Consider the following 13,966-nt stretch of genomic DNA (forward strand, 5'->3'; position numbering starts at 1 on the left):
TGGATTCCATTATCCCTGACTTTTCCCGTCGCGGGTCATCTTGTTCCAAATCCTGACTGATTTTCTAGAATTATCACCATACAACTTGAAATGAATGGCGATAACGATGGAAATTGGACTGCCCAAAGAAATCAAAGACCAAGAATTCCGCGTCGGCTTGACACCGAACAGTGTGCAAGTCCTCTGTAGCCGTGGGCATCATGTCTGGGTTGAAACCGGGGCAGGCTTGGGGTCAAGCTTTACCGATGCCGATTATGAGCAGGCGGGGGCGAAACTGGTCGCCACGGCGGCCGAAGCCTGGTCGCGGCCGATGGTGGTGAAAGTGAAAGAGCCGCTCACGAGGGAGTATGACTATCTCCACAAAGATCAGTTGCTGTTTACCTATTTGCACCTGGCCGCAGCCCGCAGTTTGACAGAAGCCCTGATGGCAGCGGGCGGCGTGGCGGTGGCCTATGAGTCGGTGGAGTTGCCGGGGGGACGGTTGCCCTTGCTTGCGCCGATGAGTGCGATCGCCGGTCGTCTTTCGGTACAGATGGGGGCGCGATATTTAGAAAAACAGCAGGGCGGTCGCGGCGTGCTGCTCAGTGGTGTGCCGGGGGTGAGTCCGGGGCGCGTGGTGATTCTCGGTGGCGGTGTTGTCGGCACGGAAGCGGCGAAAATGGCCATCGGTTTGGGGGCACAGGTACAAATTATTGATATCAATGTGGATCGCCTCACGGAACTGGAAAATCTCTTTGGCTCACGGGTGGAACTGCTCTACAGCACCCCCGCAACGATTGAAGCAGCCGTACTCAATGCCGATCTCGTCGTCGGGGCGGTGCTCGTGCCGGGGAAACAACCGCCGAAGCTCGTGACCCGCGCCATGGTGGAACGGATGCGCACCGGGGCGGTGATTGTGGATGTGGCGGTGGATCAGGGGGGCTGTATTGAAACCCTGCGCCCCACGTCCCACTCAGAACCCACCTACACCGAAGCGGGTGTCGTCCATGTGGGCATCCCCAATATGCCCGGCGCTGTGCCCTGGACGGCGACCCAAGCCCTGAACAACAGCACCCTGCCCTATACGCTGCAATTGGCGCAAGGGGGTGAAGGAGCGATCGCCCAAAATCCCGCCCTCAACAAGGGCTTAAACGTCAAACACGGCCAACTCATCCACCCCGCCGTCCGCGAAGAGTTCCCCGATTTGGTGTGACTCAGAAAAGACAACGCAGACTGAGCTGATCGAAGTCGGAGTGATCGGATTTTGATAGGCTCAACCTGAGGCTAGACAGTCCACTAGAAGCTCACACTCCAGAGGATTTCAGCAATGGTAGTGTGAGCCTCTGGCTCACTCATACTCGATCCAGCCTCGCAACTTGAGTTATGTATAAACCGTAGGGTCTAAGCAACGAGAAGCTGGCGGGCCCAGTCGAGGCTGAAATAAGGCGCGATCGCTTCCCCTTGAATGACCTTTAACGGCTGATCGGGTTCGCCGAGATGGTTCACCACCAGAGCCGCCGCTGTGAAGTCCTGACCTTGGGTGTAGGCATTGGCGGTGATCACGGTGGTGAGTCCGGCTTGGGTGGCTGCGGTGAGGCCGTGGGCGGAATCTTCCAACACCAGACAGGCTGATGCGGGTAGGTTCAATTCAGTTAAAACGTAGTGATAAATATCCGGGGCGGGCTTTTTCTGGGGCACAATATCCCCCGCTGCGATCACCTCAAACCAAGCCGGATCGAGGCTGGTTTCGAGGAGTGCCATCGCATTGGGGAGGGCGCTGGTGGTGGCGATCGCTAACCGCACTCCCGCCGCCCGTGCCGCTGTGATGAGACGTTCCACCCCTGGGCGGAGGGTAATGGTTCCGGCGGTGAGGAGTTGGTGATAATGCTCGCTTTTGTGGCGGTGGAGGCGGGCGATAAAGGCTTCGGGCGGGTCGGGGATGGGGGTATCGGCTTGGGCGGTTTGCCAATAGTGATGGATGCGTTCCTTGCCGCCGCTAATGGCGAGGAGCTTGCCGTACTCGGCGATCGACCAGTCCCAATCTAGACCGGCTTCGGTAAAGGCTTGGTTAAACGCCACCCGGTGACCGTCGCGCTCAGTTTCAGCCAGCGTACCATCAACATCAAAAATCAGGGCTTGGGGAAGGATCATTGCTTTGGCCTAACATGGCTCGCTGCCTTGAATCTTAGCATCTTGATTCCGATCGCTTGGCAATATTTGCGACTCAGGCGCAGGAAGCGGAGGGGATAGTACAGCCCATAGAGCCAGGGCGGCAGTTCAATCCAATCGAGGTCGCGTTCGTTGATCGGCAGCAGCAGGGTGAGGAGTGATCGCACCTGTTGGGGTGGGGTTTGGAGACGGAGGGGAAAGAGGCGATTTTCTAAAACGGTGGTGGCGGTGGGGTGGGGATCAGCGAGGCGATCGCACCGCTCCGCGATCAGGGGGTTCACAATGCGATCGCGCTGCACCTGACCCCGGACCTTCTCCGGCAACGTCACCCCTAACAGTCGTTCCACCAACCCCAACCCCAACAGCAACACCCGTTCGCCGTGATAGGCCCGACACCGTTCCCACAGCACCGCCCAATCCAACGCCGGATAGGCCTGCACCGCCGCCGCCAGATCGCAGAGATGCTGCAACTCTAGCCAGCCATCCTTTGCGCCATTTAAACAGAGTAATAAGAGCAGATCTTCCGGGCAGAGTTGCGGAAACGTGATGCCCTGATGGATGACCGGGTGCGATCGCGCCAGCACCGCCGCCACGGGCAATTGACAGGCAAAATAGGCCGGGGCAACACGCCAATGGAGGTCAAGCTGTACCCCCGTTTCGGGATGGTGTAACACCGTTTCATAATGGGTGTGCCAGCGGTGTTGCTGCTGGGGGAGCGAAAGGCGATCGCTGCATTGATACCCCAGCCCCTCTAACCACGCCTGCACCCGCGCCACCTGATCCACCTCCACCAACAGATCCAAATCCCGAATCCGTCGCTGGGTGACATTGCCGTAGAGCGACAGAGCCAGCGTCACCCCCTTCACCGGCAAAAGTTGCCACGGTTCCGAGGCGGCAGCCTGGAGCAGGTGACGCAGGGTGATCAGGAGTTGGAAATTGCGTTGGGTGTGGTAGTGAAACTGCTCTGTCCAACGGCTTTGCAGGTCTGGGGGGATCTGCTGCCAATGGTTCCCCTTGAGGCTGTGGTACAGGAGGGGAAAGACCCCATGCCAATGGGCTAAGTCCCCCAACGCGGCCCAGGCGAAATCGTCGGGAAACTCTACCGTTAGGGGGTCTGGATGGAACTGCGATCGACAAATGGCCAGCAACAACTCCAGGGGGCGAACGGGCTGAGGGGCGATGGCTATGGGTTGACGGGTTGCATGGCCCATTGGGTATCGGTTTGGGTGTATAGGTGGCGGGTTTGGGGGTCGCCCCGCAACAGTAAATGATCCACCTGTTGGGCGGTGAACAGCAACAGACAAAAGGCGGCGGGGGGCTGGTGCGGATCGACGGCGATCGCTTCTTCTCCCCCTTGTACCGGCTGCTTCGGTGCAGGCCAACCGAACTGAGCGCGGGCATTGTCGGAAATCTCTCGCCAGAGGGTGAGACGTTCGGCTTGGTCTTCAGGATTCCCCAATTCGGCGGTAATGATCGCAACTTGCCCTAACAGGCGAAACTGTTCGCGGGTTTTGGGGAAATACCAACAGAGTTCGGCCCAGGGATGGTGTTGCAAATGGGCAATTTTTTCGCTGCGGCGATCGCTGATCATCCGGAGGCGATCGCCCGCCTCACTAAACCCGCGAAACACCACGGTACGATTGGCCGGATCGCCCATGGGGGACACGGTGGCCAATTGCAGATAACGGGCATTGGGGAGGGCGCGGTTACGATGGAGGGCGCGGGCTAGGGGCGATCGCCACGGAGCAAGGGACATAAGGAATGGGCGAATCCATAGTACAGTTTTAACTAATTCTAAAAAAATTATTATTGACGTTACACACGGTAGATTTATTGTGAAAGCGATCGCAATCCTCGGCTCCACAGGTTCCATTGGGACGCAAACCCTCGATATCGTTGAACATCACCCCGATCAATTCCGCGTGGTGGGGTTAGCAGCGGGCAACAATGTTGACCTCCTCGCCGCCCAAGTGCGCCAATTTAAACCGGACATTGTCGCCATTCAAAACGAGCGTAAATTACCCGACCTGAAAGCTGCGATCGCCGACCTCGACCCCCAACCGATTATCCTCGCAGGTCAAGCCGGAGTCGTGGAAGTCGCCCGCTACGGAGATTCTACCAGCGTCGTCACCGGCATTGTGGGCTGTGCCGGCCTCCTCCCCACCCTAGCCGCGATCGAAGCCGGCAAAGACATCGCCCTCGCCAACAAAGAAACCCTGATTGCCGGTGCGCCCGTCGTCCTCCCCCTCGTGGAAAAACACGGCACGAAACTTCTCCCTGCCGACTCCGAACATTCCGCCATCTTCCAATGTCTCCAAGGCGTGCCAGCGGGAGGATTACGGCGGATTATCCTCACCGCCTCCGGGGGCGCATTCCGTGATCTGCCCGTGGAAAAGCTCGCCCAAGTTACCGTTGCCGATGCCCTCAAGCACCCCAACTGGTCGATGGGGCAAAAAATCACCATTGATTCCGCCACCCTGATGAATAAAGGCTTAGAGGTGATCGAAGCCCATTATCTTTTCGGGATGGACTACGACCATATTGATATTGTCATCCATCCCCAAAGCATTATTCATTCTCTGATCGAGGTGCAAGATACCTCGGTTTTGGCGCAATTGGGCTGGGCGGATATGCGCTTACCATTGCTCTATGCCCTCTCCTATCCCGATCGCCTCCCCACCCAATGGGAACCGCTGGATCTTGTCAAAGCGGGGGATCTCACGTTCCGGGAGCCGGATCACGCTAAATATCCCTGTATGCAACTGGCCTATGCCGCCGGGCGAGCCGGGGGCGCGATGCCAGCGGTGTTAAATGCCGCTAATGAACAGGTGGTGGCGCTGTTCCTGGAAGAAAAGGTGAAATTTGTGGCGATTCCTCAATTGATTGAACAGGTGTGCGATCGCTTCACCGCCCAAAACATGAGCCAACCCACCCTAGAGGATATTCTGGAAGCCGATCGCTGGGCCCGCCAAGCCGCCATTGAAGCCCTCGACGCTTTAGAAAAAACTACCGTTGCCCTGCGTTAAGTTCGCCCCTGACTGTTATGGAATTGCTTCTGCTTTTGGCTGCTCTTGCGATCGCTTGGCTGGTGTTTACGTGGTTAGTGAAAGTGCTCAAAACCAGCGTCCAAACGGCGTTCACGGTGGCCGTGATTTTGGTGGTGCTCCAAGTGACCCTTGGCATCGGCCCGCAGGATTTGTGGCATGCGATCGTGAATTTACCCCAAATCCTCTTTAGCCCTGATTGAAGCAAAAACAAACTGACTATTTTCCAATACAAAAACGGCTGAAAATTTGATCGAGGACGGATTCGGTGACTTCTTCGCCAGTGATTTCGCCGAGGGCTTGGATCGCGGTGCGCAGATCAATCGTCCAAAAATCGAGGGGGAGTTGGGCGGTGATGGTTTCGGCCACTTGCCCGATCGCACCTTGGGCCCGCGTTAGGGCGGCAGCTTGGCGTTGGTTGATCGCAATATCGAGATCAGCGGCGATCGCTCGTCCCTGCTCCACTTGGGCTAAAATTGCCGCCTCCAATGCTTCAATTCCCGTCTGGGTGGTCGCTGTGGTGGGGACGATGGTTTGGATTTCGGGCGGATAGGCTACCGATTCCGGCGGGGCGAGATCGGTTTTGTTGATCACTAAAATCAGCGGCCGGTGCTGAATGGCGGCGTAGATTTCCGTCTCGGCCACCGTCCAGCCCTGTACCGCATCCACCATCAACAGAATCAAATCCGCCTCAGTTGCAGCCCGGCGCGATCGCTCCACCCCAATCCGTTCCACCTGATCCCCCGTCTCCCGAATCCCCGCCGTATCAAGTACCTGAATCGGAATTCCCCCCACAATCAGGCTCGATTCCACCACATCCCGCGTTGTTCCGGGCAAGTCGGTGACGATGGCGCGATCGCTGCGACTCCAGGCATTTAAGAGGCTGGATTTTCCTACATTGGGCTGCCCGACGATCGCCACCTTCAAGCCACTGCGCAGCAACTCCCCCCGATCCGCCGTTGCTAAAATCTGCCCCACCTGAGCCGATACCTGGGCCACGGCTTCACGAATTGCCCCTTCATCCAACGGCGGTAAGTCATCTTCAAAATCAATCCGCGCCTCCACCTCCGCCAAAATATCCAAACACTGCGATCGCAATGCCCGCAGCGGCGCAGCGAGTTTGCCGTGGAGACCCGCGATCGCTGTCTGGGCCGCTTGGGGCGATCGCGCCCCCACCAAATCCGCCACACTTTCGGCCTGGGTCAAGTCAATCCGCCCATTCAGGAACGCCCGCAGGGAAAATTCCCCCGGTTGCGCCAATCGCGCCCCCGCCGCCAAGCAGAGATTCAACACCTGCTGCACCGGCATCATCCCGCCGTGACAGTGGAACTCCACCACATCTTCCCGCGTGAACGATCGCGGCGCAAGCATCAACAACAACAGGGCTTCATCCACCACCGCCCCCGTCTGGGGGTCGCGTACCGTGCCGTAGAGAATGCGGTGACTCTCCCAGGGTTGCCGTCCCGGTGCGTGGAACAGTTGCCGCGCGATCGCCACCGCGTCCCCGCCTGATAGCCGCACAATCCCGATACTCCCCTGGTTGGGAACAATTGCTGATGCGATCGCCGCGATCGTGTCGCCCTGTTGCATGGGTGCAGATGCTCCAAACGTGTTAATCCTGTGACCTTCTATCTTGGCCTGAGGGTCGCCCCCTTGTCACGGACGGAAAGAGTGCGATCGCTATAATAGACACCATAAACCCCGCTACTCTTCCCACGCCATGATCGCGACCCCCCAAGCCCTCACCATCACCTGGGAACCTTTACCGGAGGATTACTGTTTACCCGATGACCCCGTGGACAACCTCACGCAGTCTCTTCTCGCGGAAGCCCTCACCAACGCCTTCCGTCACCATCTTGATTCCACTGAGCCACACCTCATCGCTACTAACTACGGCATTTGTGCCACCCTCAACGACAAAATCGTCGTCAAGGCTCCGGATTGGGTTTATGTGCCTCACGTTGCAGCCCCCCCAGAGACAATCGAGCGGAGTTATACCCCTCAAGTCCACGGCGGGACTCCCTTAGTCGTCATGGAGTTTATCTCAGCAACAGAAGGCGGTGAATATTCGATTAAACCCACCTATCCGCCGGGCAAATGGTATTTCTATGAGCGGGTGTTACAGGTTCCGGTGTATGTGATTTTCAATCCCGTTCAATCTCTGCTCGAACTGTACCGCCTGGATGAAAATGGACGCTATCAACTGCAAACTCCAGATGCAGCGGAGCGGCATTGGTTGCCGGAGTTAGGTTTGGCGTTGGGGTCGTGGCAGGGAGAAGGGTTTGGGCGATCGGGGGATTGGTTGCGCTGGTGGGATGAGTCGGGGAATTTGCTGCTGTGGGATAGTGAACGGGCGGAGCAGGAGCGAGAACGAGCGGAGCAGGAACGAGCGCGAGCGGAGCGACTCTTGGCACAATTGCGGGCGGCGGGGTTAGATCCAGAGGCATAGCCTTCGAGTTTGAGAGAATTTGAGCCTGATCCGCCATTCGGCTGAATCTTGCTGGTCTCCAGGAATTTACGGAGGTGAAGGGTGAAACCCCCCACCTATACTGAAGGCTAACCATGATTAAACCCACCAATTAAGCCTCAACTGTCAGAGCAATCGATGGTTAGAGCGTGTTAGGGCGTGTCGTTAGGTTGCTCAACGTTTCGCGGACGGGATGCGATCGCATCATGGGCTTAATTGGCGTGTTTTCCCTGCTCGATGTCTTCTGTTCCAGCAGGAAAAAGAGTGAGCAACGTTTGTTAGCTCACCCTTGGGTAGATGTTTTGATGTATTTGTGAGACCTAGAAATTTTAGAACTAATTTGGGGGGACAGAAAAGAGCTAAAGCTGTGGTTAAACCACAATGATGACGAAAGCGACTCGTTTCTGCATTTGTCCATGGCAAAGCAGCCCCCAGACTGGCCCTGTAATTAAACCCTAGCCAAGCTATGGTTTGCCCGACACGGTGGCAAGACGAGCACCCGTAGACTATACTGTCATTAGCTGTGATTAAACCCAAAGCCCAACGTTTCGTTGGAGCTTTTTTTTATGAGCCATCCGGTCAGATGTGCGGGTGTTCCTTTTTACTAAACCGTAGTTTTGCGGATGCCGCCAAGGGGCAACGGGTTTACTTCCCGAAACTTTTATAAAAGGCTAAGACTATATGAAGCTTTGGTAAAGACACGAAGGGGATGCCACGTCAGAAACGGTACTTTTGTTCTTGATCCTGGACTCGCTACAATGAATTCGCTCCATCCCTCTCGCTGCCATGACCCACGCGCCGCCGGACTGGTTACGACTCAAAAAAGCCCTTGCCGTTGAAGCCGATCGCGGCTTTGCCGATATGCAGGGTAACCAGTATCGGTTTAGCGAGTTTATGACCCTCAGTTTTGGGCAAACTCTGCACCAAGGTACACCGGATCAGCGGCGACAATGGGCGAAACTGGCCGCGGATTTTGCCCGCTATCCGGAGGCAACCCTGAGCCAACGCCGGGCAGCGATCGCCGCCGCCCGCCATCTGATCCAAGCCCTCCTCGCTCCCCCCTCAACGCCCCAACCATCCCGCCTTCAGCGCACCCCCATCGCCCAAGCCTCCCCCAGTGCGGGGCCAATCTCTCTGGATCTGCCCTTGGTGGAGCTTCCGAGTCTGAAGGGGCGGCGAGGGGTGAAAGCCTTGGTGCGCTTAGATCTTTGCAGGGTGCGGGATGCGCTGTTTTACTATCCCCGCGACCATATCGACTATGCTCGCCAAGCCAATATTGCGGAGCTTGAACCGGGGGAAACGGTGACATTGATTGGGACGGTGAAGAGTTGCCGCTGTTTCACCAGTCCGCGCAATCAACAGTTAACAATCTGGGAATTACGATTGCGCGATCGCACCGGTCAAATTAAACTCAGTCGCTTCTATCACGGCTCTCGGTTTAGCAATCGCGGTTGGCAAAAATCCCAAGAGGCTTACTATCCCGTCGGTGTCACCGCTGCCGCCTCTGGACTGGTGAAGGCGAATAAATACGGCTTAACCCTCGATAACCCCGAAGTAGAAGTGCTCGATGGCCCCGATGGTGAATTGGAGTCGTTGAAAATTGGGCGGATTGTGCCGGTGTATCCCCTCACGGAAGGGGTGACGGCGGACAATGTGCGGCGGGCGATCGTGGCGGCACTGCCAGCAGTGGAACATTTAACCGACCCTCTTCCGATCGCGATTCGGGAGCAATATGGATTTGTCGATCTGCCCACCGCCCTGCGCCATCTCCATTTCCCTCCCGACCATGACCACCTCGCCCAAGCCCGCCGTCGCCTCATTTTTGATGAATTTTTCTACCTCCAATTGGGCTTTTTGCGCCGCCGTCAAGAGCGACAACAACAGCAGACCAGCGTTGTGTTAGCGACCACGGGGGAATTGAGCGATCGCTTCCGGACCCTCCTCCCCTTCCAACTCACCACCGCCCAACAACGAGTGATCAGCGACATCCTCCAAGACCTCGCCTCCGAAACCCCCATGAATCGCCTCGTCCAAGGCGATGTCGGGTCAGGAAAAACCGTCGTCGCCGTCGTCGCCATCCTCGCCGCCATCCAAGCCGGGTATCAAGCCGCCCTCATGGCCCCCACCGAAGTCCTCGCCGAACAGCATTACCGCAAACTCGTCGAATGGTTCAACCTCCTCCATCTCCCCGTTGAACTCCTCACCGGCTCCACCGGAGTCAAAAAACGCCGCGACATCCACAGCCAACTCTACACCGGCGAACTCCCGTTATTAGTCGGAACCCACGCCCTGATCGAAGACCCAGTACAGTTTCGCCAATTGGGCCTCGTGGTCATCGATGAGCAACACCGTTTTGGGGTCAAGCAACGGGCGCGACTCCTCGCCAAAGGTCAGTCCCCCCACGTCCTCACCATGACCGCCACCCCCATCCCCCGCACCCTCTCCCTCAGCCTCCACGGCGACCTCGATGTCTCCCAAATCGACGAACTCCCCCCCGGTCGCCAAGCCATCCAAACCACCGTTTTATCCGCCAAACAACGCCCCCAAGCCTACGACCTCATCCGCCGCGAACTCGCCCAAGGTCGCCAAGCCTACATCATTTTTCCCCTGATTGAAGAGTCGGAAAAACTCGACGTTAAAGCCGCCACCAAAGAACACGATCGCTTACAATCCACCATCTTTCCAGAAGTCCAAGTGGGACTCCTCCACGGTCGCATGAAAGGGGCAGAAAAAGAAGCAGCCCTGCGCCAATTTCGGGACAATGAAACGCCGATTATTGTGTCAACAACGGTGATTGAAGTAGGGGTCGATGTGCCCAATGCAACGGTAATGTTAATCGAAAATGCGGAGCGGTTCGGCCTATCCCAATTGCACCAATTACGGGGGCGCGTGGGGCGCGGATCGCATCAGTCCTATTGTTTTTTAATGAGTAGCAGTAAAAACCCAGATTCACGCCAACGGTTGAATGTGCTGGAACAGTCCCAAGATGGTTTTTTTATTGCAGAAATGGATCTGCGTTTACGGGGGCCGGGGGAAGTTTTGGGAACGCGGCAAACGGGTTTAGCAGATTTTGCTCTGGCCAGTTTAGTGGATGATCAAGATGTGTTGTTGTTGGCGCGGGATGGGGCAGAAAAACTCATTTTGGCTGATCCAGAATTGCGCGATCATCCCTCCTTAAAAGCAGAATTAGAAGAGCGCGATCGCAAACTGATGGGCGGCACCATGCTCAATTAAGGAATGCGGTAGAGGGGATGCGATCGCGCTATTATTCGGCCCTGCACTTCCCAAAAATCAAACCGTTGCCGGGTGGGTGGGGCGGCGGTGTGTTGGGGTTGATGGGGTTGGGGGCGCGATCGCGATTTAATTGTCTTCATCATAATCTGTCCCTAAAATGCTCATCATATCTCGCGATCCGTGGAGGACTCGAATAATCTCAACACCTGCGATCGTGACCTGATAAAAAATCAAATATTTTCTGAATCCTCTCACTGCGATTTGGCGAATATTTTGCAAGCGAACGTGGGAAAACTGACAGGATTTTCCGAGATTTGGCATTTATCCTAATTGTTTAAATGTCGCTTCTGCTGCATACAGAAATTGCTCTCCATTGTCTATATCATGGGCTGCAATATAGGTTGCAATTTCAATCAAATCGTGCATAACCTGGGGGCACTTCTGCACTTCACCCATGCTCTTTACCCTTGAGGCGTTCTTGCACGGCTTGGCGAATGTCTGCCCAATCACGATCATTCATCGTCATCGCGGGGCCTGAGTTTAATCCTGCAAGTAAACGAGTTTCAAGTTGTTCTTGGGCTTTCCGTTTTTGATCTTGACGAATCAGATCGCGCATGTACTCACTAATGCTGCCATACCCGCCGATTTTCACTTGTTCTTCGATGTAGTCCCGCATCGTATCGGGCAAGGATACATTCATGGTTTTCATGGCACGGTGTTTAATTAGGGTTGCACTCATTATGGCAATATTTGTCATTTCTTGCCATGATTGCAGCGACAACACGCCTAAGCCCCACGGAAAAACGTACCGCTGCCGGGTGGGTGGGGCGGCGGTGCGTTGGGGTTGATGGGGTTGGGGCGCGATCGGTGTTGTAGATAGTTTGAGGTAGAATTTTACAGTAATCATATTTTTTGCTTACGAAACATGCCAGAAATTACACGATTTTATGGAATCGTTATCAAAATGTTTTTTGGAGATCATTCTCCACCTCACTTTCATTCAATTTATGGTGAATATAATGCGCTGATTGGCATTGAATCTTTGCAAATCATTGAAGGAGATTTACCCAACCGTGCCGAAAAGATGGTACTGGAGTGGGCAACTTTATACCAAAAAGATTTAATCAATATTTGGAATAGTCAAGAATTTATCAAACTTCCACCCTTAAAATAATCAGATTAGAAGCTATGAAGCCACCTCATATCATTTCTGCTCAAGCCATTGATGACTGTACATTGCTAATTAAGTTCTCTAATCAAGAGATCCGAAAGTACAATATTTTGAAGTTATTAGAGAATCCCTTATTTTCTTTGCTCAAAAATCCTCACTTTTTTAAGAATTTTGAAATTGAAGCAGGGGGATATGCCTTGGTCTGGAATGAAAATATTGATATTAGTGAATACGAGTTGTGGAAAAATGGTATTCCTTTCACAGAGGAAGACTTGCATCACAATCTAGAACAGAGTGGCAATCTTTAGCAGAATTTTGACAAGCCCCACAGAAAAACGCACCGCTGCCGGGTGGGTGGGGGCGGCGGTGCGTTGGGGGTTATGGAGTGGGGGGCGCGATCGCGCTGGTCTCCCTTGTTTGTTGTAGCCGTTTTCAAGGGTTTGATTTAGACTCTAGGCAATAGAAACAATTGTCACTCTACCCAGCCATGAAGATTACCATTAACGACCAGCACCAAGATTTTATCGCCGCTCAAGTCGCAAGTGGGAAATATGCGAATGCGGACGAGGTGGTTGATTTGGCGGTACATCTTCTCGCCAAGTTGCAAGGGGAGTACCAAGATTGGATCGATGAGACACGAGCTAAGGTCAATGAGGCGATCGCGGAGTTAGAGGGTGGGGAAGGCTTAGAGGGTGAAATGGTCATGAAGCATTTTCGAGAGCAATTTCGCCGAGCCTAAAGGATAGCGACATGGAACGTCGTTATGTTATTGCACCATCTGCGAGCCGAGATTTACAGGAGATTGCAGACTATTATCTAATGCACAATGTTGAAGCGGGTGAGCAGCTTTTTCAAGCGTTCACTGAGAAGTGTCAACAGGTTGCTCGGTTTCCTTATTCGGGTCGTCGTTATTCGCACATTCGCGCCGACCTACGAGGGTTGACGGTATCGAGTTACATCATGTTGTATCGAGTGACCGCAGAAGTGGTTGAGGTGGTCAGATTTGTGAATGGCAGACGGAATATGGAAGCACTCTTTGAAAATGACAGTAATTAAGTGGGCGGATCTCATCCGCCCCGACAGACACGCTCAAGCCCGGACGGAAAACGCACCGCTGCGGGGTGGGTGGGGGCGGCGGTGTGTTGGGGTTTATGGGGTTGGGGGCGCGATCACAAAATTGTCAAATATGTATCCATTGATGTTTCCGGTAGAACTCGCAATTGTTGATTTTTTAAATCTAATTCAATGCCCAAGGCTTCAAGAGGAATCACACCAAGCAAGGGGTCACGTCCGCCGGGTAATTCTAAACATTCAAATGTGCCTTCACGTCCAAGCAAAGAAATACGGGCATCTTGAAAGATCTTGGCTTTACTGAAGCCGGTTGCTGTGGATACATCCACTTCTTTGAGCAAGTCTAAACCCAGTTGCGCGATCGCATCACTCGGCAAACATAGAGTTGTCGCGCCCGTATCAACTAGGACGTTATCGAGGGTGATGGAACGAACTTCCTCGGCGGGGAGCAGGCCTCGCCCTGCGTTAGCTTGGTCGATGCGATTGATGATTGTTAGGGTGGTGATGATTTTGCCCATGGGTGTTGCAGTTGGGGTTGACATGATTTTCGTCCCTGTGACTCTACCTTGATTATGGCTAATCTTGGCGGGGAGGGGCCCCATCTGCCCCGACAGACACGCCCGCGCCCGGACGGAAAAACGCACCGCTGCCGGGTGGGTGGGGGCGGCGGTGCGTTGGGGTTTAAGTAGGTCGGGGTAAAAAAGATCATCTATGTTGAGAAATGTAAATATCGCTGTACTCCTTATCAGATAGGGGCTTGAGCCTTGTTCACAGTCGGAAACATAGTTGATCATTTCAGGGCCGGCCTACTTATTGGGTTGGGGGCGCGAT

Annotated in this window: 17 protein-coding genes; 9 read left to right on the forward strand and 8 right to left on the reverse strand. The window is 54.8% G+C overall.

Translation table 11 applies throughout. The features are described from left to right. Nucleotides 1-106 precede the first annotated feature (106 nt). Nucleotides 107-1,192 (forward strand): alanine dehydrogenase, encoded by a 1,086-nt coding sequence (gene ald, locus SPI6313_RS05605; RefSeq protein ID WP_072620112.1) that lies wholly within the window; start codon nt 107-109, stop codon nt 1,190-1,192. A 188-nt stretch (nt 1,193-1,380) separates the two neighbouring features. Here ald and SPI6313_RS05610 read toward each other — a convergent pair whose 3' ends face one another. Genes SPI6313_RS05610 through SPI6313_RS05620 form a run of 3 tightly spaced genes read right to left on the reverse strand, consistent with a single transcriptional unit; the run spans nt 1,381 to nt 3,904 of the window. Continuing rightward, nucleotides 1,381-2,130, reverse strand: coding sequence for an HAD family hydrolase (locus tag SPI6313_RS05610; protein WP_072620113.1), 750 nt, complete (start codon nt 2,128-2,130; stop codon nt 1,381-1,383). Next, nucleotides 2,127-3,359, reverse strand: a complete 1,233-nt coding sequence (locus tag SPI6313_RS05615; protein ID WP_072620114.1) for a nucleotidyltransferase domain-containing protein — start codon at nt 3,357-3,359, stop codon at nt 2,127-2,129. Before SPI6313_RS05615 ends, SPI6313_RS05610 begins: the two co-directional genes overlap by 4 nt. Further along, nucleotides 3,332-3,904 (reverse strand): Npun_F5749 family FMN-dependent PPOX-type flavoprotein, encoded by a 573-nt coding sequence (locus SPI6313_RS05620; protein WP_072620115.1) that lies wholly within the window; start codon nt 3,902-3,904, stop codon nt 3,332-3,334. The genes SPI6313_RS05615 and SPI6313_RS05620 overlap by 28 nt, the downstream gene beginning before the upstream one ends. A 79-nt stretch (nt 3,905-3,983) precedes the next feature. On the opposite strand from SPI6313_RS05620, the gene dxr reads away from it, so the two are divergent. Next, nucleotides 3,984-5,174, forward strand: a complete 1,191-nt coding sequence (dxr, locus tag SPI6313_RS05625; RefSeq protein ID WP_072620116.1) for a 1-deoxy-D-xylulose-5-phosphate reductoisomerase — start codon at nt 3,984-3,986, stop codon at nt 5,172-5,174. Nucleotides 5,175-5,191: 17 nt separating this feature from the next. Beyond that, nucleotides 5,192-5,395 (forward strand): hypothetical protein, encoded by a 204-nt coding sequence (locus tag SPI6313_RS05630; RefSeq protein ID WP_072620117.1) that lies wholly within the window; start codon nt 5,192-5,194, stop codon nt 5,393-5,395. 16 nt (nt 5,396-5,411) lie between these two features. On the opposite strand, the gene mnmE is transcribed toward SPI6313_RS05630, so the two are convergent. After that, nucleotides 5,412-6,782 carry a tRNA uridine-5-carboxymethylaminomethyl(34) synthesis GTPase MnmE gene (gene mnmE / locus SPI6313_RS05635; RefSeq protein ID WP_072620118.1) on the reverse strand — a complete coding sequence of 457 codons (1,371 nt, stop codon included), beginning with the start codon at nt 6,780-6,782 and terminating at the stop codon, nt 5,412-5,414. Nucleotides 6,783-6,912: 130 nt separating this feature from the next. Between mnmE and SPI6313_RS05640 the strand changes: the two genes are divergently transcribed. Further along, nucleotides 6,913-7,641, forward strand: a complete 729-nt coding sequence (locus SPI6313_RS05640; protein WP_072620119.1) for a Uma2 family endonuclease — start codon at nt 6,913-6,915, stop codon at nt 7,639-7,641. A gap of 804 nt (nt 7,642-8,445) precedes the next feature. Continuing rightward, complete coding sequence (gene recG / locus SPI6313_RS05645; RefSeq protein ID WP_072620120.1) at nt 8,446-10,893, forward strand: ATP-dependent DNA helicase RecG; 2,448 nt, start codon at nt 8,446-8,448, stop codon at nt 10,891-10,893. Here the strand turns inward: recG and SPI6313_RS23375 are convergent. The 3 genes from SPI6313_RS23375 to SPI6313_RS23915 all read right to left on the reverse strand — a co-directional run bounded on the left by SPI6313_RS23375 (nt 10,890) and on the right by SPI6313_RS23915 (nt 11,800). Next, nucleotides 10,890-11,036: a hypothetical protein gene (locus SPI6313_RS23375; RefSeq protein ID WP_175551078.1), complete on the reverse strand. Its 147-nt coding sequence runs from the start codon at nt 11,034-11,036 to the stop codon at nt 10,890-10,892. The two genes, recG and SPI6313_RS23375, sit on opposite strands and share 4 nt — an antisense overlap. Beyond that, nucleotides 11,020-11,214 carry a type II toxin-antitoxin system RelE/ParE family toxin gene (locus SPI6313_RS25010; protein WP_342751628.1) on the reverse strand — a complete coding sequence of 65 codons (195 nt, stop codon included), beginning with the start codon at nt 11,212-11,214 and terminating at the stop codon, nt 11,020-11,022. The genes SPI6313_RS23375 and SPI6313_RS25010 overlap by 17 nt, the downstream gene beginning before the upstream one ends. 127 nt (nt 11,215-11,341) lie before the next feature. Further along, nucleotides 11,342-11,800: a type II toxin-antitoxin system ParD family antitoxin gene (locus SPI6313_RS23915; RefSeq protein WP_217650513.1), complete on the reverse strand. Its 459-nt coding sequence runs from the start codon at nt 11,798-11,800 to the stop codon at nt 11,342-11,344. An 18-nt stretch (nt 11,801-11,818) separates the two neighbouring features. On the opposite strand from SPI6313_RS23915, the gene SPI6313_RS05660 reads away from it, so the two are divergent. The 4 genes from SPI6313_RS05660 (at nt 11,819) to SPI6313_RS05675 (ending at nt 13,120) form a co-directional block, all read left to right on the forward strand. Further along, the gene (locus SPI6313_RS05660; RefSeq protein WP_072620121.1) at nt 11,819-12,067 is read left to right on the forward strand and encodes a DUF4160 domain-containing protein; all 249 of its coding nucleotides are present in this window, start codon (nt 11,819-11,821) and stop codon (nt 12,065-12,067) included. 14 nt (nt 12,068-12,081) lie between these two features. After that, nucleotides 12,082-12,372, forward strand: coding sequence for a DUF2442 domain-containing protein (locus SPI6313_RS05665; protein WP_072620122.1), 291 nt, complete (start codon nt 12,082-12,084; stop codon nt 12,370-12,372). A 179-nt stretch (nt 12,373-12,551) separates the two neighbouring features. Continuing rightward, the gene (locus SPI6313_RS05670; protein WP_072620123.1) at nt 12,552-12,803 is read left to right on the forward strand and encodes a ribbon-helix-helix domain-containing protein; all 252 of its coding nucleotides are present in this window, start codon (nt 12,552-12,554) and stop codon (nt 12,801-12,803) included. Between the two features lie 11 nt (nt 12,804-12,814). Further along, nucleotides 12,815-13,120, forward strand: a complete 306-nt coding sequence (locus SPI6313_RS05675) for a type II toxin-antitoxin system RelE/ParE family toxin (RefSeq protein WP_072620124.1) — start codon at nt 12,815-12,817, stop codon at nt 13,118-13,120. A 113-nt stretch (nt 13,121-13,233) separates the two neighbouring features. Here the strand turns inward: SPI6313_RS05675 and SPI6313_RS05680 are convergent, their stop codons facing one another. Beyond that, nucleotides 13,234-13,677: an aspartyl protease family protein gene (locus SPI6313_RS05680; protein WP_072620125.1), complete on the reverse strand. Its 444-nt coding sequence runs from the start codon at nt 13,675-13,677 to the stop codon at nt 13,234-13,236. Nucleotides 13,678-13,966 lie beyond the last annotated feature (289 nt).

This window comes from Spirulina major PCC 6313 (assembly GCF_001890765.1).
Taxonomy (GTDB): Bacteria; Cyanobacteriota; Cyanobacteriia; order Cyanobacteriales; family Spirulinaceae; genus Spirulina; species Spirulina major.